Annotated in this window: 19 protein-coding genes; 2 read left to right on the top strand and 17 right to left on the bottom strand. The window is 50.6% G+C overall.

Features of this window, described 5'->3' with window-relative positions:
- Window positions 1–113: 113 nt before the first annotated feature.
- From IEY46_RS02055 to IEY46_RS36875, 4 genes are all read right to left on the bottom strand, one after another.
- Window positions 114–836, bottom strand: a complete 723-nt coding sequence (locus IEY46_RS02055) for a sugar phosphate nucleotidyltransferase (RefSeq protein WP_188988659.1) — start codon at window positions 834–836, stop codon at window positions 114–116.
- A gap of 157 nt (window positions 837–993) precedes the next feature.
- Complete coding sequence (locus tag IEY46_RS02050; RefSeq protein WP_188988657.1) at window positions 994–1,740, bottom strand: glycosyltransferase family 2 protein; 747 nt, start codon at window positions 1,738–1,740, stop codon at window positions 994–996.
- Complete coding sequence (locus IEY46_RS02045; RefSeq protein ID WP_188988656.1) at window positions 1,737–2,735, bottom strand: glycosyltransferase; 999 nt, start codon at window positions 2,733–2,735, stop codon at window positions 1,737–1,739. The genes IEY46_RS02050 and IEY46_RS02045 overlap by 4 nt, the downstream gene beginning before the upstream one ends.
- A 94-nt stretch (window positions 2,736–2,829) precedes the next feature.
- Complete coding sequence (locus tag IEY46_RS36875; protein ID WP_308422771.1) at window positions 2,830–4,083, bottom strand: glycosyltransferase family 2 protein; 1,254 nt, start codon at window positions 4,081–4,083, stop codon at window positions 2,830–2,832.
- A 241-nt stretch (window positions 4,084–4,324) separates the two neighbouring features.
- Between IEY46_RS36875 and IEY46_RS02035 the strand changes: the two genes are divergently transcribed.
- Window positions 4,325–4,783: a MarR family winged helix-turn-helix transcriptional regulator gene (locus tag IEY46_RS02035; protein ID WP_229750004.1), complete on the top strand. Its 459-nt coding sequence runs from the start codon at window positions 4,325–4,327 to the stop codon at window positions 4,781–4,783.
- A gap of 108 nt (window positions 4,784–4,891) precedes the next feature.
- Entirely contained in the window at window positions 4,892–5,383 is a 492-nt protein-coding gene (locus IEY46_RS36215) for a DoxX family protein (RefSeq protein WP_229750003.1), read from the top strand.
- A 359-nt stretch (window positions 5,384–5,742) separates the two neighbouring features.
- On the opposite strand, the gene IEY46_RS02025 is transcribed toward IEY46_RS36215, so the two are convergent.
- The 13 genes from IEY46_RS02025 to IEY46_RS01965 form a co-directional block, all read right to left on the bottom strand.
- Window positions 5,743–6,519 carry a 3-hydroxybutyrate dehydrogenase gene (locus IEY46_RS02025; RefSeq protein WP_188988650.1) on the bottom strand — a complete coding sequence of 259 codons (777 nt, stop codon included), beginning with the start codon at window positions 6,517–6,519 and terminating at the stop codon, window positions 5,743–5,745.
- Window positions 6,516–7,424 (bottom strand): methylisocitrate lyase, encoded by a 909-nt coding sequence (gene prpB, locus IEY46_RS02020; protein ID WP_188988648.1) that lies wholly within the window; start codon window positions 7,422–7,424, stop codon window positions 6,516–6,518. The genes IEY46_RS02025 and prpB overlap by 4 nt, the downstream gene beginning before the upstream one ends.
- Window positions 7,425–7,456: 32 nt before the next feature.
- Window positions 7,457–8,881 (bottom strand): bifunctional 2-methylcitrate dehydratase/aconitate hydratase, encoded by a 1,425-nt coding sequence (locus tag IEY46_RS02015; RefSeq protein ID WP_188988647.1) that lies wholly within the window; start codon window positions 8,879–8,881, stop codon window positions 7,457–7,459.
- Between the two features lie 27 nt (window positions 8,882–8,908).
- A complete protein-coding gene (mmgD, locus tag IEY46_RS02010; protein ID WP_188988645.1) occupies window positions 8,909–10,018 on the bottom strand; it encodes a citrate synthase in 1,110 nt (369 codons plus the stop codon).
- A gap of 14 nt (window positions 10,019–10,032) precedes the next feature.
- Window positions 10,033–10,368: a Zn-ribbon domain-containing OB-fold protein gene (locus IEY46_RS02005; RefSeq protein ID WP_188988642.1), complete on the bottom strand. Its 336-nt coding sequence runs from the start codon at window positions 10,366–10,368 to the stop codon at window positions 10,033–10,035.
- A gap of 6 nt (window positions 10,369–10,374) precedes the next feature.
- Window positions 10,375–11,559: a thiolase domain-containing protein gene (locus tag IEY46_RS02000; protein ID WP_188988640.1), complete on the bottom strand. Its 1,185-nt coding sequence runs from the start codon at window positions 11,557–11,559 to the stop codon at window positions 10,375–10,377.
- Window positions 11,552–13,126 carry an AMP-binding protein gene (locus IEY46_RS01995; RefSeq protein WP_188988638.1) on the bottom strand — a complete coding sequence of 525 codons (1,575 nt, stop codon included), beginning with the start codon at window positions 13,124–13,126 and terminating at the stop codon, window positions 11,552–11,554. Before IEY46_RS01995 ends, IEY46_RS02000 begins: the two co-directional genes overlap by 8 nt.
- Window positions 13,127–13,225: 99 nt before the next feature.
- Window positions 13,226–14,086, bottom strand: coding sequence for a sugar phosphate isomerase/epimerase family protein (locus IEY46_RS01990; RefSeq protein WP_188988635.1), 861 nt, complete (start codon window positions 14,084–14,086; stop codon window positions 13,226–13,228).
- Window positions 14,083–15,138, bottom strand: a complete 1,056-nt coding sequence (locus tag IEY46_RS01985; RefSeq protein ID WP_188988633.1) for a Gfo/Idh/MocA family protein — start codon at window positions 15,136–15,138, stop codon at window positions 14,083–14,085. Before IEY46_RS01985 ends, IEY46_RS01990 begins: the two co-directional genes overlap by 4 nt.
- Window positions 15,135–16,352 carry an N-acetylglucosamine-6-phosphate deacetylase gene (gene nagA / locus IEY46_RS01980; RefSeq protein ID WP_188988631.1) on the bottom strand — a complete coding sequence of 406 codons (1,218 nt, stop codon included), beginning with the start codon at window positions 16,350–16,352 and terminating at the stop codon, window positions 15,135–15,137. Before nagA ends, IEY46_RS01985 begins: the two co-directional genes overlap by 4 nt.
- A gap of 45 nt (window positions 16,353–16,397) precedes the next feature.
- Window positions 16,398–19,229, bottom strand: a complete 2,832-nt coding sequence (locus IEY46_RS01975; RefSeq protein ID WP_188988629.1) for a discoidin domain-containing protein — start codon at window positions 19,227–19,229, stop codon at window positions 16,398–16,400.
- Window positions 19,230–19,485: 256 nt separating this feature from the next.
- On the bottom strand, window positions 19,486–21,243 hold the full coding sequence (locus IEY46_RS01970; RefSeq protein WP_188988627.1) for a type 2 periplasmic-binding domain-containing protein: 1,758 nt from the start codon (window positions 21,241–21,243) through the stop codon (window positions 19,486–19,488).
- Window positions 21,244–21,326: 83 nt separating this feature from the next.
- Window positions 21,327–22,217 (bottom strand): carbohydrate ABC transporter permease, encoded by an 891-nt coding sequence (locus tag IEY46_RS01965; RefSeq protein ID WP_188988625.1) that lies wholly within the window; start codon window positions 22,215–22,217, stop codon window positions 21,327–21,329.
- Window positions 22,218–22,229: the final 12 nt, after the last annotated feature.

The following is a 22,229-nucleotide window of genomic DNA, read 5'->3' as shown; positions in this document are numbered from 1 at the left end:
GCGGACTGAAGCCGGAGCAGACTTCCTTCTGCTTGCAGCTTTTGCCTGTGATGTCCGCGTATGCCGGTGTGAAACCGGCGCCTTGCCCAGGAGGGATTTTCCCGCCCGTCCGTTCATGGTATTTTCCCCATTAGCTTGACCGCAGCTTCATGCAGCGACTCGAAAGTCCCGGCATCGGCCCACCAGCCATTCATAAGGGTATGCTGAAGCTTGCCTTTGCTTGCATAAGCGTTATTTACATCAGTGATTTCAAGTTCTCCCCGCTGGGAAGGTGATTGCTGCCTGATCAGCGTAAATACGGAAGCATCGAAGAAATAAATGCCGGTCACGCAATAATTGGTTTGCGGTTTTTCCGGCTTTTCCTCGATTCGTTTTATGCGGCCCTTCTTGTCAAAGACCGGTACACCGTACCGCTCCGGATCCGGAACCTGCTTGAGCAGGACCATCGCCCCTTCAGACTGCTGGACGAAGGCTTCCAGATGCGGCTTCAACGGCTCCTCGAACAAATTATCACCCAGCAGAACCAGAAATTTATCTTCATTGTCCACAAAAGGCCGGGCAAGCTCCAACGCCTGGGCGATACCCCCGGCCTGTTCCTGAACACGATAGGTCAGGGAAACGCCATAATCAAGTCCGCTCCCGAGAAAATCGGTAAACGATCCCGCAGCCTCACGTCCTGTAACAAGAAGAATATCGGTAATGCCTGCTTCTTTCAGTTTGATCAGGCTGTAACAAATCATCGGAAGCTTGCCTACCGGAAGTAAATGTTTATTCATCAGCCTGGTCAGCGGAAGAAGCCGCGAACCCGTCCCACCGGCCAAGATAATCGCTCTCAAATAAATGACCTCCTAAGCGTTTTCGAAGAAAACGCAACTTCGTAAGCATCTGCTGCGTTTTCGAAGAAAACGCAACTTCGTAAGCATCCGCTGCGTTTTCGAAGAAAACGCGACTTCGTAAGCACCCGCTTAGCATTGCGAAAACGCACGCCGCAAGCTATATAAAAATTCTGGGATCGACCTGCCATTTATCAATAAACTGCTGCCGGTTAAGCTCGACAAGCTGCTGCAGTTCGCTTCCGCCGCTCCGATTAAAGCTGGCGCTGCCTTGGTGGAAAACAAGCACATTCTTGCAAATCAGCAAGCTGTACCCGCTCATACGCGCCCGTAAACAATAATCGTCATCTTCGTAATGCCCGGGTGTAAAGCGTTCATCCAATTCACCGATACGCTCGTAAAGCGAGCGTTTGAAGAGCATGCAGAAACCAACCAGCCGAAGCACCGGCTGCACATCGTCTCCGCTGCGGTTCAGCACCTCTCCTGAAATCCGGTGAAATTCTTTCATAGATTGAAAGGTAAAGTCCACCTGCTGTTTTCCACTGGCATAATTCGTCACAGGACCCACAATGCCAATTTCCTCCGCGCTTTCAAGCACGCCAAGCATGGTGCTCAACCAGCCTTGCGAGACGATGACGTCATTATTCAGCAGCAGGAGAGAATCGCCCCGCGCAAGCCGCAATCCCTTATTGCACGCCACCGGAAAGCCGGTGTTCACAGGCAAAGAAATGAAAGCAAGCTGTTCTTTAAGGCACCATTGGGCTGTCCCGTCAGTCGAAGCATTGTCAACAATAATAATTTCATAAGGAGTATTCTGGCGGTCGGTATACAGACGGATAGAATCCACCGCTTGCCGTACCAGTTCAAGTCCATTATGGGTCGGTATGATAATGCTGGTAAGCTTCAATGCGCTGCACCTCCAGCTGCGCCGCGGCGTCTCACCCGGTCGGGATGCGACAAGCGCCCTCCTCTATGATCCATTGCTGCTTTCAAGGCGGCCAGATGGCCGAAAGCGGCAAGGCTGTTCACGCCCAAGCCTCCGGATTCCCGCAAGTTCCCAACGGGGTGCACATTGCGGCAGACTACGATGTTCAGTTGGTGATAAAGCGCGGTCTGTTGGGCTACTGGAGGAAGCGAAAGCGCGGCTTCTCCTACAAGATTTACCGCCCTCCGGGACCAAGCATTGGGCAGCTCCGAATTGGAGTTGGCCAACAGGTCAGGCCGGCCTAGCGACCAGTTAACAAATGCTTTCACGCGTGAAAGTTCATCCCATTTCCGGAATACGCCGAGCGCGTCTGTGGTCTCGCTGATCGCCACATCAGCACCGCTATCCACCGCTGCGAGCAGGTAGGCCAATCGCTCGGCTGGTATGGGCGCATGCGCATCACAGAAGAGCATCGTATCCGTCCGCAGCAGCCTTGCTCCAATGGACCGCCCACTATCGCGCTGAAGAGCAGTCCCCACATGCACAACGGTGATGCCCGGCAATGCCCGAAGGGCATCATAATCGCGGCCAGCCGCATCCTCCAGAACCACAATGATTTCCTGCAGCGGCAAACGGTTCAATTCACGCAAACAATCAAACTTCAGGTCCCCTTCCCTTCCGGCGAGAACGATAGCTGACGCCGAGCCTGACAGCTTCACCGGCTGCCAGCTCTGTCTGCTGAGACGCAGCTCATCCAGAAACCCATCCGCATACGCTCTTCCCTGCTGCAGCACATTGTCACTGAGTCTGCCGTTCAGCCGGTGCCGACGGGACCAGCTTTCATTCATCCGCAGCTTCAGCGCTTCCAGAGAAGGCAAGCTGCCAGCCTCCCGCAGCTTGATAGCATCGTGTCTCCCATCAATATAAGAGGTTCTCGGACCGGCCGTCTTCGGCTTGAATGCTTTTGCATGATGCATAGGCTTCTTTCGCCTCGAAGACGGTCTTTTCCGCGATCTCCGGGGATTTATCTTCCCTTTGGCTGCTTTTACCGGCTTCGCCACCCGCATAGGCTCACCTCGCCATTTCCTGATTTCGCTGCCAAGCAGTAAAACCGCCAAGGCTGTCACGCTGTTGGGACAGCCAGTCTATCGCCTCCAGATGATCGCCGATAATAAGTTTTTCAAGCGGATTGGTTCTCTCCCGCTCCAGCCGCGGCAAATTCAATTTACCAACGTTGACGGGGTGTACGGCCTTAACGTTAAGTCCAAGCTGCACGGCTTTGGCATGCGCCAGAGGAGGTACGGACAAGGCATCCGTACCTATGGCTTCAAGCGCATGGCGGCTTATCGCATGGGGCACTGCCGTCATTGAGGTCCCTTTCAAATCCGGCCGTCCAAGGAGCGAATTTAAAGCATGTTTGGCAAGAACGACGCTGTGGACAACCTGCTTATTGGTCGGCCCGGAATAATCGTTGAGAGCCACATCGATGCCTCTGTCCAATACGGCATCTACATACGGCCGAAGAGACGTACCGCTGATCACCATGTCCCCGTCGATGAAAAGCATCACCTGACCTTTTGCTGCTGCTGCGCCAACGCTGCGTCCCACATCATGCCCAAGCGGCTCGGCGAACTCAATCACCTGCGCCCCATTTCGTTTGGCAACTGCAGCGGAACCGTCCGTCGATCCGTTTACTACCACAATGACTTCCACATTCCTATGAATTCGTCTGGCCTCCTGAATGACCCGCGCAATCGAACGGCGTTCATTCATGACGGGAATAACGATGGAAACGACTGCCTCCGGCCCTCCGGCTGTAGGAGCTGGATGCATTATGCTGTTTTCATTCGGCTGGGGGAAACGCTCTGCTGTTCCATGGTGGAAATTAGCGGGCGATTTGGCGGTTCGGGTACTCGGGATGCTGCGCTTTCGCTTTCGGCTTTGCTTGCGCGGTGCTGTTCCATGAGAATGAAGTATGTTTCTTTTTACTGGCTCCCCGCTTTTGGTTTTCCCTGCAGCGCCTGCCGGTTTGCGCTTTACTGCGCTCCTGCCGGCAGGAGGGCCGGATATCCGATTGCTTCGGGTAGGCGCATTTACTTCAGCTGGACGCCTTGAGGCAAGCTTCAGGTTTGCCGGTTTACGGGTTGACTTTGCTCCGGCTCCGCGGTTCCGGCTGATCCTTGCGATTGACCCCTCCACGCGCCCGGTTTCCTCTTCCCTGGGCACCTTGATCGCGGGCTTATTGATCGACTCCGGCAGCTTCTTTCTTACGGGCAACCTGACGATTGCCGCAATTTTCCTAGCCCGGAAGCCATTCATTTGCATGGTAATGCCCCAAAAAGGAGTTCTGATTCTGATCACCTCTTCGTCATTTGGCGAATGGTCTTGTGCGTGCAAGACAAAGACAGTCCTTTTACCACTTATTGTATGGACACGTATGAGCAAGAGGAACGGCTGTTGTACGTTATGACAGCTTGGGGATATGCACAAAAAGAGGAGCCCCTGGCGGCGGGATCAGGCTTTTGATTTGATTGACAAATGTGTATAGGTGCTATATGCTTTCCTTATGATGAATAAAGATGAAATTTCTAAAGAGAATATCAGCGACACCCTTTTGGACGTTATCCATACATTCTCCAAAGTAGATCGGAAAAACAAGGACTATGGGATTGGGGAACCTTTATATCATTCAGAGATTCATACGCTTAATGAAATAAAGGAACATGAAGGCATCCATATCACTGCACTGGCAGAGCATTGTGGGGTAACCAAAGGCGCGGTGTCCCAAGTGCTCAAAAAACTTGAGCAGAAGGGGCTGATTACAAAAGAGAAGGATATTCGCAACCAGTCGAGGATTATACTGAAAGTAACCGCTAAAGGTGAAACTGCCTATGCTCATCATTTGGAATATCATAATAAATTCAAGAAGATGGTCGTAGAGATTTTACAGGATGTCCCTGTTGATAAGGTCACCTTTGCAAAAGATTTTTTAACGAAAATAGAAGAAAAATTGAGTCACTTGTAGCAGAAGCATCACAAAAAATTTTGAGTTAAGTGTATAGTATCTATACACATTTTGCGCATTTCGAATTCGTGATTTTTACCGCAAGACAAATAATAGGAGGTAAATCTAATGGAACCACTTATCGTACTTGTTGTAGTCACGCTCGCGCTCCTAATTGCAGGAGCCGTAGGGGTTAAGCGTCTACGTCCTTGGTCTGTTGCACTTCGGGGCGGGCTATCGGCCATGTTCGTACTGACCGGTGTTGTTCACTTCGTCGGGATGCGCGCTGAACTCATCAGCATGGTCCCGCCAGCCCTACCAAATCCCGGTTTACTCATAACCATCAGCGGTCTGCTTGAGTTGGCCGGCGCTATAGGATTGCTGTGGCGGCCGACCGCCACATGGGCAGCTGGCGGGCTTACCCTCATGCTTGTCGCGATGTTCCCAGCCAATATATACGCAGCACTCGAAGGTATCACAACTAACGCGTCAGATGCTCTTGTCCCTCGCACCCTAATCCAGATCGTCTTCTTATCGACCTCCATTGCAATCATGGTATCCCACATTCGTCATCGGTCCATTCAGCGGCCAGCAACTGCGCTGGACAATTCGCAGGGCTAGCTAAGCTTTTCATGCCGAAAGACAACGTTGGTCTTTACGGTTAGAGGATACAACTAAGCGTCGTCGCTTCAGAAGAAATCCTGCAAAATAACTTAGAGAGGCAGAAAATTAATTGATCAGTCGTAGAAAAAAAAGAGGATGAGTAGCACATATAGGGGAAATTCCCAATGCATGACTCATCCTACAATAGAATGTTTAACAATGTATTCAATTGCTTATTGTTATTGGGTAGAGCGAACTTCCTACACATTTAATAGTACAGAATAAGGGACTCCTCTTCATGATTCCGGTATATTTCCACTTAAATGAAACGATTTGAGCCTATTCCACAATAGCTCCTCCAACTCGCTTCACAATTTCTACCAGCCACCGGAAACGCTGATCGTCTCCCCTGTTATGCCTGCGGCTCCTTCGGAGGCAAGATAGATGCAGCAGGCGGCCACTTCTTCCGGTTTAATAAATCGTTTGATCGCCTGCTTGGCCAAAATATGCTGCTCCAACGCTTCGGCAGGCGTAGTGCCGTCTTTTTCCGCCAGCTTAAGCAATTGTTCGTCGACCAACTTCGTGTGAACGGCGCCAGGCATCACCGCATTGACCGTAATGTGACTGCTGGCGACCTCAAGTGCGACTGTGCGTGTCAAGCCGACAACTCCATGTTTGGCGGCAACATACGCGCTTTTGTAAGGGGAGGCCAATTTGCCGTGTACGGAAGAAATATTGATGATTCTGCCGTATTGTTGTTTTTTCATATGCGGCACACAATACTTGGTCAGAAGAAACGGTCCCTTCAACAAGACATTGATCAAGGCGTCCCATTTATCCACCGGGAACTGTTCCACAGGATCGATATGCTGCAAACCCGCGTTATTGACAACAATGTCTACTCTTCCCCATTTATCAACTACATGCCCTATGAAGGCTTCAACGGATAACGGATTGGCAACGTCCAATTCATAAGCTGCCGGGCTGCAATGATACTTTTCCACCAACGAATTTGCAGCTTCCCGGGCGTGATCGAAGCTCAAATCCGCTATAATCGGCTGATCCCCATTGCGGGCGAATGCTTCTGCAATTGCGTAGCCGATTCCTCTGGCTGAACCTGTTACAATCACAATCCGTTTACCGCACGTCGTCATTTGGCGTCCCCGCCTTCTCTTTGCGCTATTTTCCCGTCCAGCTTCTCGTATTCATCGTATCGAATCGTGTCATATAACTCTTTGCGGGTTTGCATATCATCCAAGGATTGCACCTGCGTTCCGGTTCTGCTGATTTCTGTAAATACCCGTTCATACGCCTTGGCGGCAACCCGCAAAGATGTGACCGGATAAATGACCATATTGTAGCCCCAGCTTTGAAATTGATCAGCTGTAAAATAAGGGGTTTTCCCGAATTCCGTCATATTGGCTAACAAGGGACAGTCTACTGCAGCTCGGAACCTTCTGAATTCTTGTTCGTTTTCCAGCGCTTCCGGGAAAATACCGTCCGCTCCGGCGGCCATATAATGGCTGGCCCGGTCGATCGCCGACTCCATGCCTTCCACGCCTTTGGCATCTGTACGGGCAATCACAACCAAAGAGGGGCACATTTCCTTGATTATGCTTATTTTTTGCTGCATTTCTTCAATGGAAACAAGCCGTTTCCCATTCAAATGCCCGCATTTCTTCGGCATCTCCTGGTCCTCGATTTGCACTGCGGCCACTTTAGCCTCCAGCATCTCCTTGGCTGTCCGGGCAGCGTTCAGTATACCGCCAAACCCTGTATCGATATCTACGAGCAGCGGGAGCCCTGAAGAACGAATAAGCTCGCGAGCGCGGTCCGCTACTTCATTTGAATAGATCAGACCCAGGTCCGGCAAGCCGCGGCTGGCGGAATAGGCCGCTCCGGAAAGATAGATCGCTTCGAACTCAAACTGTTTGGCAATCCGCGCCGCCATTCCATCATGTGCGCCGGGAATTTTCATAATGGGACCGCTGTCCATTCTTTGCAGAAAACGAGCGGCCAAATCCTTTTGCTCCGGTTCTTGCTCGATCAACCATGACATCGTTGTCCACCCCAGTACTATTTTTTTGGCGATCAAATAACGAACATGCTCATGTACTGCTGGACCGGTGTTTCGGCAAGCCGTTCTAAATCCAACGAAAGGTCGACTATTTGCGATGCTTGCTTCATTGGGAACCGTGTCAACAGATTGTTTTCAAATTTTTCTATACATTTCGGCAATCCTTCCGCGCGGCGTCTGCGATGACCAATCGGATATTCGCATTCTATGGTGTCCGTTTCCGTTCCGTCGGTGAAATGAATCTGTATCGCGTTGGCGATGGAGCGTTTGTCCGGATCAAGGTAATCCTTGCTGTACTGCGGATTTTCTACGACAACCATCTTGTCCCTGAGCGCATCAATCCTGCCATCGCCCGCCGCTTCATTCTCATAATGTTCAGCGGTTAATTCGCCGAACAATAAACCAACGGCAACCATGTATTGGAGGCAGTGATCGCGGTCCGCCGGATTGTGCAGCGGTCCTTTCTTGTCGATGATGCGGATGGCAGACTCGTGAGTGGTCAGTGTGATTTTGCTTATTTCATCCAGCCTGTTTTTCACAAGATGATGTAAATCAAACGCGCATTCGACTGCCGTCTGGGCATGAAACTCGGCTGGAAATGATATTTTGAACAAAATATTTTCCATCACATAGGCTCCTAACGGCCGGGCGAGCGTTAATTCATTTCCTTTGAACAGCACGTCCTGGAACCCCCACCTTGGAGCCGACAACGCCGTGTCGTAACCCATCTCTCCATGGATCGCCATGAGGGACAGCCGTACGGCGCGGCTTGTCGCATCGCCAGCCGCCCATGATTTGCGCGAGCCTGTATTCGGGAAGTGACGATACGCCCTTAAGCTTCCCCCATCGAGCCAAGCATTTGAAACCGCATTAATGACTTCTTCGCGATTGCCGCCTAATAGAGTTGTGGCAACGGCAGTAGAGGCTATTTTCACAAAAAGCACATGGTCCAAGCCTACGCGGTTCAAACTGTTTTCGAGCGCCAACACCCCTTGAATTTCGTGTGCCTTCACCATAGCAATTAGAACGTCGCGTATTTTCAGCGGCTCTTTGCCCTCTGCGACGCGGCAGCGGCTTACATAATCCGCAACGGCCAGAATAGCGCCCAAATTATCCGAAGGATGCCCCCATTCAGCGGCAAGCCATGTATCGTTGAAATCGAGCCAGCGGATCATGCAGCCGATATTGAATGCGCCGTGAACCGGATCGAGCTCCAGCCGGGTACCCGGCACACGGCAGCCGTGCGGCACGACGACACCCGGAACAAGAGGGCCCAGATGCTTCGTGCACGCTGGAAATCGCAGCGCCAGCATCGCGGTTCCCATCGAGTCGAGCAGCACATGCTGTGCAATATGAAAGGCTTCTTCGCTTTCGATTGTATAATGAAGGGCATAGTCCGCAATTTCCTCCAGCAGCTTATCCACTTTACCTGTTGTCATCCTTGTTCCTTCCTCTCTCTAATTGTGCTAGGGATGCAGTCCGCGGGGACCGTTATACAGAACGCGGGGTCTGAAAAGCCGGTTGTGTTGGTGCTGTTCGATCACGTGGGCGCAAATTCCGACCGTGCGGGCAGCCAGAAAGACCGGCGTAAACAGATCGATCGGGATACCCAGCAAATAATAAACGGGAGCGGCATAATAATCGAGATTGGGATATAACCCTTTTTCCCGCTTCATCACTTCTTCCCCAATCACGCACATTTGGTACAGTCGGTCTTCGTCTTTAGCTGCAGCCAGCTCTCTAAGCGCTTCCTTCATAAGCATTGCCCGCGGATCTGGTTTTTTCATGTAGACGCGATGGCCAAAACCCATAATTCGTTCCTTGCGGGCTAATTTACCGAGAATCAGCGGTTCCATGTTGTCCTCCGTGCCGGCCTCCAGCAGCATTTTCATGACCGCCTCGTTCGCCCCGCCATGAAGTGTTCCTTTAAGCGATGCCACCGCACCTGTCAAAGCCCCATATATATCAGCTTGAGTGGAAGCAATGACACGGGCAGCAAATGTCGAATTCGGCATTTCATGTTCGCTATAGACGATCAGCGATTGATCAAACGCTTTTTGTTCCAGGGCAGTAGCGCTCTTCCCGGTAATCATATGCAAGAAATTGGCGCTGTAAGAAAGCTCCTTTTGCGGTTCCACCAGTGGTCTATTCATCGCAGAATGATAGCTGTTTGCAACAATTTGGGGTACTTTGGCAAGCAAACGAATCGACTTGCGATAATTGGCTTCCGGAGAGCGGTCTTCCAATTCTTCATCAAAGGAGGCGATGGATGATATTCCTGTTCGCAGGGCATCCATGAAATGCGTTTGTTCGGGTAGCGACTGCATGATGGAGATCACACGCTGCGGCAAACCCTCCTCCGATTTCAGCTTTAGTTCAAGCGCCGTTCTCTGTTCTTCGGCAGGCAGGCTCCCGTCCAGCATCAAGGCTATAATATCCACATAAGTGACTTTATTCGCCAGCTCAATCAGATCATAACCGCGTAGTACAATTTCTTCATTCTCGACATCCAAATATGAGATCGCCGTTTCGCTGGCGATTACGTTCTCAAGACCGGGTTGAAATGGACTGTTCATCGTCGTTGGCTCCTTTATCCCTGCATGATATGAAAAAACGGGACTCCATCTCTGACTTCCGTTAAGGTCACGCTAGTTCCGATCTTCACTGGATTCGCCCCGGAATCGGCTATTCTACCCAGCACACGCAAGCCTTCTTCACATTCAATTACAGCCAATTGATAGGGGGCTTCTGCTTGCCATTTTTGCTCGCAAACATAGACAGTCGTACAAGAAAACACCGTTCCTCTTCCTTCTGCCTCGATAAGCTCATAGCTTTGCTTGCTTCTGCAGCGGGAACAATATCCCGGAGCGGTGATTGACCGCAGCCCGCAGGAATGACACTGATAAACCGTGAATGGATGGGACAAACTCACCTACCTCCTTTGATAAATATGAACGGCGCAAGTACCGCCGGATCCGCCTAAATTGTGAGTGAGACCGATGGCTGCGCCGGGCACCTGGCGTCCGCCTGCCTGTCCGCGCAATTGGGTAACGACTTCCACACCCTGTCCGACTCCCGTGGAACCGATCGGATGTCCCTTTGCCTTCAATCCACCGCTGGTGTTGACCGGCAGTTGCCCGCCCAGACGTGTTCGTCCTTCAATAGCCGCCGCTCCCCCTTCACCCGGTTGAAAAAAACCCAGGTCCTCTGTCGCCACAATTTCGGCAATCGTAAAGCAGTCATGAACTTCTGCGACATCTACATCGCCAGGTGCAATACGGGCCATCTCATAAGCACTCGCCGCTGCGAGCCGGGTCGCGCTAAAGGAAGTCAGATCGTCATTTGCGAATATTTCGAATGGGCCTGACGCTTGACCCGACGCGATGATATCGACCACATCATTCCGATAATCCGCCGCCAGCTGCGGACAGCAGAGAACCATGGCGGACGCGCCGTCGGAAATAAGCGAACAATCATACCGGTTTAACGGCTCCGCCACCATACTTGTACAGGAACACACTTCTTCCATACTAATTTTTTTATGCATATGGGCATTAGGGTTCAGCAGGGCGTTGTCATGATTCTTCACGGCCACGGCAGCCATTTGTTCCCGCGTAGTCCCATACCGGTGCATATGACGCTGTGCAATTAAGGCGAATAAGGCGGGAAAGGTTAGCCCGATCTCCACTTCCAGTTCTTTATTGCTGGCTTGGGCGAGCATGCTCGTAACTCCGGCTGTGGGCAGAGTAGACATTTTTTCCGCCCCCACGACCAGAACGCGTTTATAGAATCCGCTTCTTATGGCAAAGGCGGCTTCGCGGATCGCCAAGCTGCCGGAGGCGCACGCCCCTTCCACTCTTGTGGCGGGCACTCCCTGCAGACCTATAGCGGATGCGGCATAAGACGCGAGATGATTTTGTCCGATAAACTGGTCCCCGGCAAAATTACCGAGATATAAAGCATCGATATCCTCCGGTCTGAGACCGGCATCGTCAAGCGCCTGGACCGCCGCTTCAATTATCAGCTCCGCAAAAGATGTCTGTAATGTGCCGTAACGTGTGCTTCCAATTCCGATAACAGACACGACTGCCGTTTGTCCGGACCTCGTTCTATCCATGCTGTTTCATTCCTTCCTCATGACATTTACGTATCAGATGCTTCTGAATCTTCCCTACGGACGTGCGGGGCAGCTCCGCGATAAATTCCACATACTCCGGCACTTTGAACTTCGACAAACGAATTTTGCAGTAGGAAATAATATCCTCTTCCGATACTTCTTCGTTGGCCCTCAGTACCACATAGACCTTAATGGACTCATCCCGAATCTCGTCAGAAATCCCGATTGCCACGCAGTCGGATACAGCCGGATGATCACTGATCACCTTCTCGATTTCATTGGCTGACACGTTCTCCCCCGAGCGCTTGATCATATCCTTCTTCCGGTCGACAAAGGAAAAGCAGCCTTCCTGGTCCATCCGGACATTGTCGCCTGTATAGAGCCATCCATCCTGAATGGTTTCTTGAGTCGCTGCCGGGTTATTAAAATATCCTTTCATCAAGGACCGTCCGGGTACTCCATTTACAATCAACTGCCCGACCTCGCCAGGCGGCACCTCCTGACTATCTTCGTTTACCACCTTTACCTGGAAACCAAGGGTCGGCCTCCCGATTCCCACACTTTTCCCCGCACTGTCAAGCGGCACCATCAACGGTGCACCCAGAATTTCTGTCATGCCATATAATTGCAGCAGCCGCGTATGATACCGCTCTTCAAAAAGATCCAGTTGAGCTTCCGTTACGACTTGCGCAAACCAGATGAGACGGAGCTGATGATTCCGGTCGTCCGGATCAAATACTTGACCGAGAATCATGCGGATGGGTGCGGCAAAAAGCGAGCCGACCGTCGCTTTCATTCTTATGGCTTGCTTGAAGTAGCGGGAAGCGCTGAATCTTTCAGTGATCGCGATGCTGCCGCCGACAATTAAGGCCGACATGGTAGAGTAATACTGCGCGTTCCCATGGAATAGCGGCAGCACAATCAACTGCCGGTCATCCGGCGATAGACGGATCGATTTCGACATCACTTCACCTGCATACACATAGTTGGCATGGGTGATGAGGACTCCTTTCGGCTGTGATGTCGTACCGGACGTATACAGCATCGCGGCCACATCCTCCGATTCAAGCTGAATCGAAGATGCCTCCTCTTTCACCTCTTCCATCAAGGCATGCAAGCTTTTATTGCGGAATGGGTCACCTTCATATCTGGCAAGTAAAATTTCCCGAAGGGATGGCGAATTCCGGGCACTGTCATTAAATTTATCCAAATAGATCTGTTCCGTGATGAGTAGTACCGATTTGGAGTGGCTGATGACATAATCCATTTCGTCCGCCGTTGACAAAATATTAGTTGGTACCATGACGGCCCCTATATGAGCTAGCGCAAACCACGACATCATAAATTCCAAGCCGTTCGGTAAATGCAGGGTGACATGATCCCCCTTCTCTACCCCATGTTGGAGAAAAACCATGCTCAACCGATTTACTTTTTCCGAAAATTGTTTGTAATTCAAGGTAAATATCTGTTCATTATTGTCTTCAAAAAGAATAAAAGGTTTATCAGGATGAAGTGTGGTCTTTTCCTTAAGCAGTCCCGGTAAAGTACGCTTTCCGATAATATCCATACATCAAACCTCCATATATTTCCAGGCACAGTATAAAAGGAAAGACCCCTGACTCATCAGCGGCCTTTGAATCATGAATGTATCTATGTTCTCTATCGTCTATTGAATCTCATTCCATATTCTTTTTACATTGTCCAAACCTATTCTTGTTCCCGTCCGGCAGTCCTCCATCCCTTCAAATTCGATGGAAACATATCCGTCATATCCGGAGTTCTTAATGATCTGCAGCACTTCCCGGATCTTAATGTCCCCTTGCCCGACAATGGCACCCCGCAAATAATTTCCACTCTGCGTCAGGATCCACCCCTCGCCCGGGTTTTGATTGGACGGACGAAGATATAGATCCTTCACGTGAATCATCGAGGCGTAAGAAATATTTTTCTTTACCGCAGCTACGGAATCTTCGTCCACGCTCATAAAGTTTCCGATATCCAGCGTCGTTTTGAAATTGTCGCGGTTCACTTCATGAATAAGCGCCTGTATACGATCGCTGGCCTGGAAGTAGTAACCATGGTTTTCTACACTGGTCGTAATCCCGTATTGCGCAGCATAATCTGCAATCTGGCGGCAAGCGTCAGCCATCCGGGGCAAATCTGCGAGAAATTGGCGAATCGAGATATCGTCGGAGGTTGCCACATCATGCCGCATGCGCTTCACACCGAGGCGGCTGGCAATGTCCACTTCCTTCATCACCCGTTGAATTTCCAACTGGTACGACTGCTCATCGATTCCCGCAAAATTGGCTCCAATGGAATAGTTGGAAACATCTATGTTCAGTTCGGCCGCTTTGTTGCGTATGGCTTCAATTAATTCGGGACTTTCCGTCAAATCAAACCCGATGGGAACAATCTCGACATGCTCCCCGCCTATTTCGGCAATATAGCTTATCGCTTCCGTAACGCTCATTTCTTGTGACTGGATAGCCCGACATAGGCTGTAAGTACTTACTCCGATTTTCATAGCAATATTTCTACCCCTTTAGCTGCCGATTCATAAATACCGCATAATATTTTCATCATTTCGACGCCGTCTTCTACTGGACTGATCGGTTCTTTGCCCTGCCTCACGCAATCGATAAAGTGATCGATCTCGTTCTGGAAGGCCGTATCGAATTGAAACCCGGGACTATCCGTTTGCGGCTGCATATTGAGAATCGTATTATGCTTTTCCGTGACAAGGACAAGCTCCGGTTCGATTTCAAAGCCCCCTCGTTGACCGAAGCAGCGAATCGAGCTCTCATCCTTGGCATGGAGCGTAAAGCTCACGTCAACCAGCAGCGATGCGCCATTTTCGAACCGGATCATAACATTAGCCATATCCTCAACGGTGTTTTTTCCGGCATCGTAATCAGCCGCTTTGTAAAAAGACAGATTTTCCACATTCGCCCGGTTTCCGAGCTGCCGGTAGGTGTTCCCGCTTACGGATTTGACCTTCGGCTTGCCCATCAAATACCAGATGATGTCGATGACGTGTACGCCGATATCAATAAGCGGACCTCCGCCGGAGCGCTCGATATCCGCGAACCAGCCGCCGGGATTGCCCAATCTTCGAATGTAGGACGTCTTGGCGAAATAAATATCACCAAACTCGCCTTCATCCACAAACTTGCGCAGCATTTGAGCTTTCGGCTCGAAGCGGCGGACATAGCCGATTTGCAAAATTTTATTCGAGGAACGAACGGCCCGCTGTATCTGCAGCGCCTCCTCTACCGTACGGCAAAGAGGCTTCTCCACGAGCACATGCTTGCCGGCTTCTATCGCGGCAATGGCCATTTCCGCATGCTTATTGTTCCAGGTGCAAATACTGACCGCTTCAATCGAGGGATCCGCCAGCAGCTCGCGATAATCGGTGTAAATGTTTGCGATGCCATATTTGCGGGCAGCAGCATTGGCCCGTTCCACATTCAAATCGCAAATGGCATAAAGCTTCGCGTCGCTATTACGGTCGTACGCTTTTAAATGGGCTTCCGAAATAGAACCTGCCCCTATGACTGCTATATTCGTTTGTTTCATCCTTTAGTACAATCCTCCTCTTCCCATACAGGTCTGCCATGCACCCACACACGCTTCAACTCAAGCTCCGGCGTGACCAGCAGTATATTCGCAAGCTTGCCTGTGGAGAGGCTGCCCATCCGCTCCTCAACACCCAGCAGCCGGGCAGGGTTGCCGCTCGCGCAGCGGCTGACCTGCTCAACGCCGAGTCCGGCTTCCCTTACCATAAACCGGAATGCCTCGATCATCGTAAGCGTGCATCCGGCCAGATTACCTCCATCTTTAAGCCGGGAAACCGAGTCCTTCACAATGACATCCAGACCCGCGATGTTATACTCGCCATCGCTCAGACCGGCGGCTGGAATCGCATCGGTGATGAGAATCAATTGATCCGCGCCCTTCAGCTTCGACAGCATCCGGATACACGCCGGATGGACATGGTAACCGTCCGCGATGATTTCAGCACTTATCCGGTCATCGCTGAGGACGGCTCCCACGGTACCGGGCTCGCGATGGTGCAGTCCCTTCATGGCATTAAAGGTATGCACGGCATGGCGCAGCCCTTGGCCCACCGCCTCGCGGATGCAGTCATAATCAGCATCCGTATGCCCGCACGCAGCAACAATCCCCCGCTCACTTAACCATGCAATGAGCGCCATAGCCCCGTCCAGCTCCGGTGCAAGCGTCAGCATCCGGATGATGTCCGGATATTCGCCCACCCAATCCTCCAGCCAATCCTGCTGAGGCGGTACGATATGCCTGGGGTCCTGGGCACCGGACCATGAGGAGCTAATAAAAGGCCCTTCAAGATGTACGCCCAGCAGCTCAGCATAGGCGGGGTCTGCCCGGCGGTACGCATCCGCAGCGCGGATGACGCGGGTCAGGGCATCGCGCGGAGCTGTAACCGTTGTTGCAAGCATGCCCGTCGTACCGTGCTGCGCGTGATAACGGGTGATAACATCGTAGGCTTCGGGGGCGGCCTCCATAAAATCATGCCCGTTGCCCCCATGCACATGCACATCGATAAATCCCGGCAGCACCCAACCGCCTTGCGCATCGATCGATTCTTGCGGCGTTCCGTGTGCAATCCGATGTCCGGAATACGCCTGTGTTGGACCGATATACTCGATTCGTTCTCCTTTCCAAGCGATTGTGCCTGATTCTATAACTCCCTCGTGCTCCGTAACAATTTTGCCGTTATAGATGACTTTCGTCTTCTCTTCCTGTCTGTTCATGTCAATATCCGTTCTCCCTTATTTGCTAATAATAAGTGTTCACCTCTAATAGACTTCTATTTCTGCAAATGCCATATTGTAGGTATTGTTAGGCGCCATCCTTAAATTTGTGCCCTCTATCTTCACATACCTGGCATTGCCGGTTGCAAAGGAAAAGCTCTGTTTGGCTGCTGCCGGTAGCGTATAATTGGTCCGTGCCGCTACAGTCGTCCATGTCGTATTGTCGGTAGATGTTTGGATCGTAAAATCAACCGGGAAATTTCTGCCGAGCTCATCGCTCCTTGAATACAGATTGATGTGATGGATGGCGGACACTGCTCCAAGATCCACCTTTACCCACTCGGTGTGGTTGACGGTATTGCTGCTGCTGCTGGACCAGCCCATGGAGCTTGAAGTGGAGTTCGTCTGACCATCCACAACACTCGTCTTTGCCCAGCCAAAGTTTTCTACCGAGCTGGATGCCGTGACGGTCTTGTTCAAGGCAACATTCACCTGATTGAATTCAACATCATCAACCAGGTACCAGGACGAAGGCGAGTTGGAATAAAATCCGATCGTACATTCCCCGTTGGTTACTTGTATGTTCGGAATACTGATCTGCGTCCACGCGGAGCTGGTAGGAATATTGACTGTGGCGGCAGCTCCACCGAAATTTTTGGCTTGCATGTAAGCCGTACCCTGCCCGCCGAAATCGTTCTTAACCCATGCTTTTAACGTATATATTCCATTGGATAAACCCTTTAATTTCTGGTACGTATAGACTTGATAGGCGCTGCCCTTGTAATGGACGAGCTCATAGGATCCCGTGTGTCCGCCCGGTTGACTGCCGTCGGCCTCCGGATTGGCTCCTGTCGTGATCCAGCCGGCAAGGCCGTTTGTTGAACCATCCATTTCAAATCCCGGATTGGTTACCAGGTTGCTTCCAGGCGGCGGGGTTGGAGCAGGCGAAGGTGCAGGCGACGGCGATCCGTTGGCATATACTTCGATCTCCGCCAAGGTCATCCGGTATTCCGTACCGACAGGCCGCAGCTTTGTGCCGACGATTTTGACATACCTGGCCGTTTGCGTTGCAAAGGTAAAGCTATTCTGTGCAGCGGCCGGCAACGGATAGTTGGTACGTGTCACAACCGTCGTCCAGTTTGTGTTGTCGTTTGAGGTCTGGATCGTAAAATCAATCGGGAAAGAGTCTCCCATGTGCCCACTGTCGTTTCTTGCAAACAGATTCACTTCGTTTACGGCATAACTGTCCCCAAGGTCTACCTGGATCCATTCGGTATGATTCGATGAAGAAGGAAGACTGGTCCAGCCATAAATATCGGTTAATGAATGTCTCTGTCCATCCACGGCTTTCGACTTGTTCCAACCGTGATTTTCCACTGATGTGCCGGCCGTCACCGTCTTCTTCCACGCCAAATTATAAGGCCTGGCAAGCGAATACAGGTTGATCGGATCGTTCAGGTTGCCCAGCGGCAGCGTTGTAAGCGTGACAATACTGTTCGGCGGCAGCGTAATCGTTCCGGCACCGCCGGTGAGCGAAACGCTCGTACCGCTTACCATCTTTGATTTAGGCCCCGTCACCATTACGTTGTTAAGTGAGCCGGGAGCTCCCGGCAGTGCGCTCAAATTCAATCCTGCCGTTTTGGCGCTATCGTTGATATTTGTCAGCAGCACCGTTGTCTGCGCGTTGTCCGGCGAGCGCAGTACGGAAGCATAGATGCCGCCGATCCCGTCCAGCACATTGGTTGACAGCACGTTCCAGCCACTGTTGATATACCTTGACTGCACTGCGTGCGGATAATACAAATGATCGCTCGGTTTGAAGTAATAGTCCGGATCCCAGTGGTCGAGCCCCGTTTGGGCTTTAAACACCGTTTCCTCTAGCGCATCGCGGCCCGACCAGCTCCATCTTAAAAACCCGTCTACTCCTTTGTTTAATCCGCGTGCAATGAGCTGCCCGGTATCATACAGCACGCCGCCATAAAGCGTGTCCGTGTTCCTGGAGGGATGCAGGCCATTGGGGGCGTACTCGGTTACGAGCACGGGCACGTCATGACCGTACCGGCTGTTCAGGCTGCTCGCTCTGGCGCTCAATCCGTTGACGGCATTGGTGTAGTCGGAGGTGTAAATGTGATCGGTATACATATCCAGCACGTTCCCATACTTGTTCAGCATGCTGTCGATCGTTGTATCATTGCCCTGATACGAAGCGGTCTCCGGACCGTATATCTTGATCACGTCTTTAATCCCAAGCGTGGTCAACTTTGCAGATAGCTTGGGGTACACGGCCCAATAAGGATCCGGGTAATCGGCTTGCGTTACTTCTTCCTGATCAGGCTCGTTCCCTGTTGCCACTCCGACAATATTGTCGTAGCCTTCGGTCACGCGCATGCGGTACACCAGGTCGGCAATTTCCTGGGCGAAGTTGTCGGCGTTATAGGGATTTCGATCCCAGGCCGGAGGACGCCACACATTCAAGTACACCTTTATTCCAAATTCCTGGTATTTGTCCAGCAGTTTACGAAGTCTATTCATTTGCTCGTTATTCCAGTTGATATTGTTTTGCGTTGGCTGATAATCTTCAATTCTGACCTCCTGCCGTATTAGCGCAGGGTTGGTCCAGGCCAGCAAGCCAAAAAACTTGTTCCAGTCCTCGTTGGTGAAAGACTTTAAAAACATTTCCTCCGGCCATCTGTTTTCAGAACCCTCGGGCCACAGGTTGATATTGTTCCACCCTAACCCAACAATATTGGCGTTCACGATGCTGTTCGAAGCAACAATGTCGATATCATTAACCGCGAGTGCGGCTTTCGGCAAACAGAAGAGCAGAACGGCTGCCAGTAAGCATGAAGCCAATAATACATTTGTTTTTTTAATCATTTAATCAGCTCCTTGTCATATCAAATGGACTTGTCGTTTGATCACCTTGCCTTCAACGGGTTCCAATACTTGGTATTTGAGGTAGCTACTAGAGGACACAGGAGACGCTATTTGGCGAAAACGTCCGCTTGGGATGGACTTACGGATATGTGATGAAATAACGGCTCTGATCCGTAAGTCTCTGCATTCAAGACGATAACGAGGCCATAGCGGCCCTGGTGTCCGTTTGGAAAATAGATATCAAGCGCTAGCTGTACTAGTTAATGGTAGCCGATTGGGTTTTGGCATCCTCCCATGCTTTCGCATACCATTCAAACACTTTGTCAGCTCCGGCATCCTTATATGCTGCAATCGCTTTCTTCTGTTTTTCTGCAAATTGTTCGTCCGATTTGGTAAGCACGCATTCTGCCGACAGCCGAGCAGCCAAATCTTTCAGCTTGGCTTCCATTCTCTTAATGTCATCCGGCGGGGATGGCATCAAGCCCATAGCAAGCGTATTTTGATCCTTTTGGTTTTTATTTTTACCGCTTTCCAGCTTCTGCATGAATACTTCTGCCGGGTACTTAACGCCATAGTGATCGGAAAAGTCTTTTTGAAGGGCATTAACGCGGCTCGCATAAATAGCCGGATCCTGGAATAAATCGAGTGGCGCCCCGTCTTCCGGGTGAAGAGTAAATGCGTTTATCCCAACCAGATTCCCTGCTTGACCAATGAATGTTTTGCTCCATGAATCACCGCCTGCCACTTGCAAATCAATAGTTTCCTGCTTTAATACAGCTTTGCCGTCAACCTCATCCCAGTGAACGCCTTTTACGCCGCTTAACAACGTTCTGGCGCCATCAAACGACCACAGATAGTTCATTAAATCCATGATCCGACCGGGTGCTTTGGCATTTTTGGTGATGCCGTACAGCTTATCGCTAAAGCCCAGCAATTGGTTTGAACCGCTCCATTGGAAGCCCCAATCCATCGGCACGGAAATAAATCCTTTGCCGTCCTTGGCATTGTTGGAGTTGAAATCGCCCAAAGACCAGATCGAGGGACCGGAGAGAAGCTGCCCGCTGGTAGCTTTCGCGCCAAAATCGCCGAATTTCTGCAAGAGCGCGTCCGGATCAAGAATACCGAGCCTGTTCGCCTTGTTGAAATATTTCACGCTCTTCCAGAATGCGCCTTCTGTATCGGTAAGCATATTGTTGAGTTCGTTGGTATCCCACTTCAAGCCCGCTACTTCACCTGTCAATGGCGTATTGCCATAAAGCGAGCCCATCGTATACTGGTATGACCAGTTGCCCCAATCCGTCCAGCCGGATACCCCGTACACTTTTTTTCCGTCTTCCGTTGTCGGATGATTCTTCGCCATGGCGGCAAGAACATCAAGCAACTCATCTTCATTATTTATTGCAGGATAATTAAGCTCCTTGTAGTAGTCCCAGCGAATAAATGCTCCTATCCCATTTTCAATTGGCATTCGATCCTGACCGATTTGCGGGGGGAGAAAATAGGTTTTGTCCGTCCCGTTGCTCCAGAACTTTTTGCTGAAAGCCAATGTCTTTGGAACCGCCTTCAAAATATTTTGCCCATTGGACTGGAGCAAATCGTCGATTGGCACCACATTGCCGCCTTCGATTAATTGCTTGATGTAAGCGGGACCGCCCCGAATCATATCCGGCAAATCGCCGCTGGCCAGCATGACATTGAATTTATCGCTGTCCGCTTCTATAATTTGCAGCGTAACGCCTGTCGCCTTCTTGATCTCCTGCTGGATTGCGCTATCCTGGAAATCGTTCCAGACCGCGGCTCCCGGCTCCGGAACAAGCATCGTTATGGTGATCGGCTCTTTTGCGTCGGGCGTGCCGCCTGACTCATCCGGCTGTGACGTTTGAGACGTGTTTCCGGATTTGTTTTCGTTTCCGGCTTTATTTTCGTTCCCCTTGTCCGAGTTTCCACTGCATGCCGATACTACCATCGATAGAATTAGAATAAATGCAGCTGAAACCAACATCGACTTTCTCATCTGATGACCTCCAATTTTAATTTCATTTCTATATATGTGTAATGGTGCCTGGGCCCAAACACCAAACAACCTAGGTCTGGCAGTCAGCCTTTGACTGCCCCAAGAATAAGTCCCTTGACAAAGTACCTCTGCATGAACGGGTAAACAAATATAATCGGCAGTGTAACGACCATCGTAATCGTCATTCTGATCGTTTCGGGTGTAATTTTCCTTACGGCCGTCCCCCGGGTTAAATCCTCCTTGGAGGCGGAAGCAATTTGACTGGCTTGATTAAAATATTCAAAAAGTACCAGCTGCAGCGTCTTAAGCTTGAGGCTTTGGACGAGGAGGAAGTTATCGATAAACGAGTTCCATTGATTAACGGCGGCAAATACCGCGATCGTAGCAACAATTGGCGTGGATATCGGAAAGATGATTTTGACAAAAATGGTGAAGTACCCGGCTCCGTCGATCTTGGCCGATTCTTCCAGCGCCGCCGGAAGCTGTTCCATGAACGTTTTAAGCAGAATGACATAAAAGGCCGAGATTGCAGTAGGGATGATATAGAGCAAAAAATTGTTGTTTAAATGATACATCTTCATCGTTAAGTAATACGGAATAATACCGGCATTAAAATACATCGTAATGATCACAAAGCGATAAATGATTTTTTTGTAAGGCAGCTCGTCTTTAGAAACGATGTAAGCAAACAAGGAGCAGCATAGCACCGTTATTCCCGCTCCTATTACCGTTCTGAGGACCGAAACAACAAAGGAATTTAAAATATTGCGAAGTTGAAAAATCTCAATATAGTTGTTTATTGTAATCCCGGCCGGAAGGAGCGCGATCCCTTTTTGCGCCTGGACCGGATCGCTGATCGAATAGATGAAAATATAATAAAAGGGATAAATGCAAATAATGAAAAAGATTGTGAGACCCGTATAATTCAATAGATTGAATAACGTCAAGCCAAAGCCGCGTTCCTTGATCTTCATGTTTATCACCCC

It is taken from the genome of Paenibacillus nasutitermitis (genome assembly GCF_014641075.1).
Lineage (GTDB): Bacteria > Bacillota > Bacilli > Paenibacillales > Paenibacillaceae > Paenibacillus_Z > Paenibacillus_Z nasutitermitis.
The sequence above is the reverse complement of the archived record's forward strand: the minus strand, read 5'-3'. Positions and strand labels throughout refer to the sequence as shown.

Coding starts and splice junctions, on each gene's coding strand:
- IEY46_RS01970 (WP_188988627.1), bottom strand. CDS start 21,243: ATGAGAAAGTCGATGTTGGTTTCAGCTGCATTTATTCTAATTCTATCG.
- IEY46_RS01990 (WP_188988635.1), bottom strand. CDS start 14,086: ATGAAAATCGGAGTAAGTACTTACAGCCTATGTCGGGCTATCCAGTCA.
- IEY46_RS02015 (WP_188988647.1), bottom strand. CDS start 8,881: ATGACAACAGGTAAAGTGGATAAGCTGCTGGAGGAAATTGCGGACTAT.
- prpB (WP_188988648.1), bottom strand. CDS start 7,424: ATGTCATGGTTGATCGAGCAAGAACCGGAGCAAAAGGATTTGGCCGCT.
- IEY46_RS02045 (WP_188988656.1), bottom strand. CDS start 2,735: ATGCATCATGCAAAAGCATTCAAGCCGAAGACGGCCGGTCCGAGAACC.
- nagA (WP_188988631.1), bottom strand. CDS start 16,352: ATGAACAGACAGGAAGAGAAGACGAAAGTCATCTATAACGGCAAAATT.
- IEY46_RS02000 (WP_188988640.1), bottom strand. CDS start 11,559: ATGGATAGAACGAGGTCCGGACAAACGGCAGTCGTGTCTGTTATCGGA.
- IEY46_RS36875 (WP_308422771.1), bottom strand. CDS start 4,083: ATGCAAATGAATGGCTTCCGGGCTAGGAAAATTGCGGCAATCGTCAGG.
- IEY46_RS02035 (WP_229750004.1), top strand. CDS start 4,325: ATGATGAATAAAGATGAAATTTCTAAAGAGAATATCAGCGACACCCTT.
- IEY46_RS02025 (WP_188988650.1), bottom strand. CDS start 6,519: ATGACGACGTGCGGTAAACGGATTGTGATTGTAACAGGTTCAGCCAGA.
- IEY46_RS01965 (WP_188988625.1), bottom strand. CDS start 22,217: ATGAAGATCAAGGAACGCGGCTTTGGCTTGACGTTATTCAATCTATTG.
- IEY46_RS01975 (WP_188988629.1), bottom strand. CDS start 19,229: ATGATTAAAAAAACAAATGTATTATTGGCTTCATGCTTACTGGCAGCC.
- IEY46_RS36215 (WP_229750003.1), top strand. CDS start 4,892: ATGGAACCACTTATCGTACTTGTTGTAGTCACGCTCGCGCTCCTAATT.
- IEY46_RS01995 (WP_188988638.1), bottom strand. CDS start 13,126: ATGGATATTATCGGAAAGCGTACTTTACCGGGACTGCTTAAGGAAAAG.
- IEY46_RS01985 (WP_188988633.1), bottom strand. CDS start 15,138: ATGAAACAAACGAATATAGCAGTCATAGGGGCAGGTTCTATTTCGGAA.
- mmgD (WP_188988645.1), bottom strand. CDS start 10,018: ATGAACAGTCCATTTCAACCCGGTCTTGAGAACGTAATCGCCAGCGAA.